The organism is Streptomyces sp. NPDC006510 (assembly GCF_040611955.1).
Classification (GTDB): domain Bacteria; phylum Actinomycetota; class Actinomycetes; order Streptomycetales; family Streptomycetaceae; genus Streptomyces.
In genome coordinates, this window is record NZ_JBEXPH010000397.1 from 1 (window position 1) to 2,647 (window position 2,647).

Here is a 2,647-nt window from a genome sequence, read left to right on the forward strand (position 1 = left end):
GCGCAGACGCCACCAGGCAACAGCCCGACACAGCCACTACCGACGACGATCCGCCGACGAACCTGCTGGATAGATCACGAAACCACACTGGAGTACTAGTCAGCCACTCCCGCGCTGCGGGGGAACCTCAGTCCGGCCGGAGCCGCGAGGCTACGCTTCGGCCATGCCGCTCCAGCACCGGTCCGCAGACCACATTGACGAGCAGCTGTCGATCATCGACGGCTTGAGCCGGGCGCTACGGCGGCTGGCGGCGATGCGTTCGGCGTCCTGGAGCGCGCAGCGCGTGACGGGGGAGTTCATCCTCTACCGGCGGCGGCTCAGGGCTCTTCAGCGGGCTCGCGTCCAGTGCAGTCGGCCCGTGCGGGGTGCCGTCGAGGTATCCGCCCAGATGGTCCGGCCACGACTTGGCACAGGTATCGCGTGCTGCAGGCGGCGGGGGAACCGACGTGCTGGTGACGACAACCGTGGCGAGGCAGGCTCCGGGCTCCGGGCTCCGGGCTCCGGGCCGGGGCATCACTTCAGTTCCATGAGGGTGTCGGCGCGGGTGTAATAGTCGGCCACCGGGAGACGGTTGCGGGTGATCCTGACAAACCCGGCTTCCTCGTAGAGGTGGATGGCGCGAGCCAGCTTGCTGTTCGTGCCGAGGAACAGCCGAGCCCCACCGAGTGCCTGGGCACGGTCGACCGCTGCGGCTATGAGTTGGCGGCCGATGCCGCGTCCCTGCGCGGCGGGGGCCACAGCCATCTTCGCCAGCTCGAACACGGCGTCCGGGTAGGCCAGAAGTGCGACGCACCCGACGACGGTGCCGCTGAGCTCGCGCGCCAGGAGCACGTCGCCGCCCGGGCCCACGATGCGGCCGAACGGATCTCCGAGAACCGCCCGGTCCTCTTCCTGCAGGGTGAACAGGCGCGAGATCCACTCCTCGTTCAACGCGCGGAACGCGTCGGCATCACCCTGTGAGGTGATCGAGGAGACCACGGTCGGGGCAGAGGTGTACGGCATGAGGCAGGTTTCCTTTCCGGTGCAGCTTCCCGCTAGCAGCCTCCGGCCCCACTCACTCATATGTCCAATACAAGCGTAGCCTCTATCGATAAGTTTGAAGTATGGATCAGCGAATCGAACTCCGCCATCTGCGGTACTTCCTGGCTGTGGCTGAGGAACTCCACTTCGGCCGTGCCGCCCAGCGGCTGAACATTGCTCAGCCAGCCCTGTCCCAGCAGATCAGGCAGCTCGAGAAGATTGTCGGTGTTGAGCTGTTCCGGCGGACCTCCCGAAGCGTCCGCCTCACAGAGGCAGGAGCGACGTTCCAGCCACGGGCAAGGGACCTTCTGGGCCGTCTGGCGGCCGATCTCGACGAGGCCGGCCGTGTCGGGCGCGGCGAGACCGGCCGCCTGGATGTCGCCTTCATCACCTCCGCCACCGCGATCGTCAGCGAACGGCTCCGTGAATTCTCCCGCCGCCGCCCAGACGTCCAGATCAAGCTGCACGACGGCTTCACCGTCGACGTCCTGGCGGGCCTGGAGCGGGGCACAGCCGACGTCGGGATCGTGCGGGATGCTGAGGAGCGAGACGGCATCGACCTCTCCCTGCTGACGACGGAACGGTTTGTCGCCGTCATCCCCACCGAGCACCCCGCCGCACGGGGTGACCATGTGGAAGCAACGGAGCTGGCCGCTGACCCGCTGATCCTGTTCCCACGTACAGCAGGAGCTCAAGCGTTCGACCTCAATACGCAGCCACTGCGGGATGCCGGCATCGACGTCCAGGTCGCGCAAGAGTGCTCGAACTGGCACACCATCATCATGTTCGTCGCCGCCGGCCTTGGCGTCACCATCGCCCCCTACAGCGTCACGACGCTGCTCCCCGCAGGCGCCCAACGCCTTGAACTCGACGGGCCTCCCACAGCGAGCCGGATCTTCATGGCCACCCGCCGAGGAGACAACCGTCCCCTCGTACAAGCCTTCATCGCAGCATCTGAGTCCGTGACAGGTCGTGGCCACGACCGGACGACGAGTCCACGTTGACCTGCTGAGCGAGCACCTCCAAGTGCAAGGGCCACTTGAAGGCGTAGGCACCGTGCGTAACCTCATCCGCCGCATCTGCTGCACGCACCGCTGGTACAAGAGCCCAAGCCCATGATCCTGAAACCGCGCCCATCCACGCAGCCTCTTAGCTCCCGCGACCCTCCTCAACGCGAGGCTCGAACGGTCGGTGGTCCGGGTAGGTGCTGAGCAGCGGAGTCAACCATCCGGGCCCCCTGTCGCGCTCGGTCAGACGTGTGGATCTGTCCACTGAGCCGACCGGGCTGGGCAACCAACACCGAGTCCGACGTCCGTCAAGGATCCGTGACCGCCATCCGTGGCAGCTACACGGCGACGAAGCGACGGTTGCCGTCGGCCGCGATGATCCGTCCGAAGCGCATACCGGGAAAGTGCGCGGCGACGAGTAGATCGTGGGTGTCGGCGGCCTCGTCCGCGATGCGATTACGCACAGCCGACGCGGCAGCCGGGTCGATGTCCCAGATCACCTCCCAGTCCCGCTCGCTGAACTGGACGACCGAGTGCACCACGTCGCCGAGCAGCAGGGCGCGGCGGCCGGCGGAGGAGACCACGTACACCGTCGAGCCGGGCGTGTGGCCGGGCACGTG

The 2,647-nt window shown here is 67.1% G+C and carries 2 protein-coding genes and 1 pseudogene; 1 reads left to right on the forward strand and 2 read right to left on the reverse strand.

Translation table 11 applies throughout. From position 1 onward, the window contains the following. Window positions 1–513: 513 nt before the first annotated feature. A complete protein-coding gene (locus ABZY11_RS43835) occupies window positions 514–1,002 on the reverse strand; it encodes a GNAT family N-acetyltransferase (RefSeq protein ID WP_356484527.1) in 489 nt (162 codons plus the stop codon). Between the two features lie 101 nt (window positions 1,003–1,103). Between ABZY11_RS43835 and ABZY11_RS43840 the strand changes: the two genes are divergently transcribed. Beyond that, window positions 1,104–2,024 (forward strand): LysR substrate-binding domain-containing protein, encoded by a 921-nt coding sequence (locus ABZY11_RS43840; protein WP_356484528.1) that lies wholly within the window; start codon window positions 1,104–1,106, stop codon window positions 2,022–2,024. Window positions 2,025–2,365: 341 nt separating this feature from the next. Here the strand turns inward: ABZY11_RS43840 and ABZY11_RS43845 are convergent. After that, window positions 2,366–2,647: pseudogene (locus ABZY11_RS43845) on the reverse strand (MBL fold metallo-hydrolase); the annotation flags it as partial.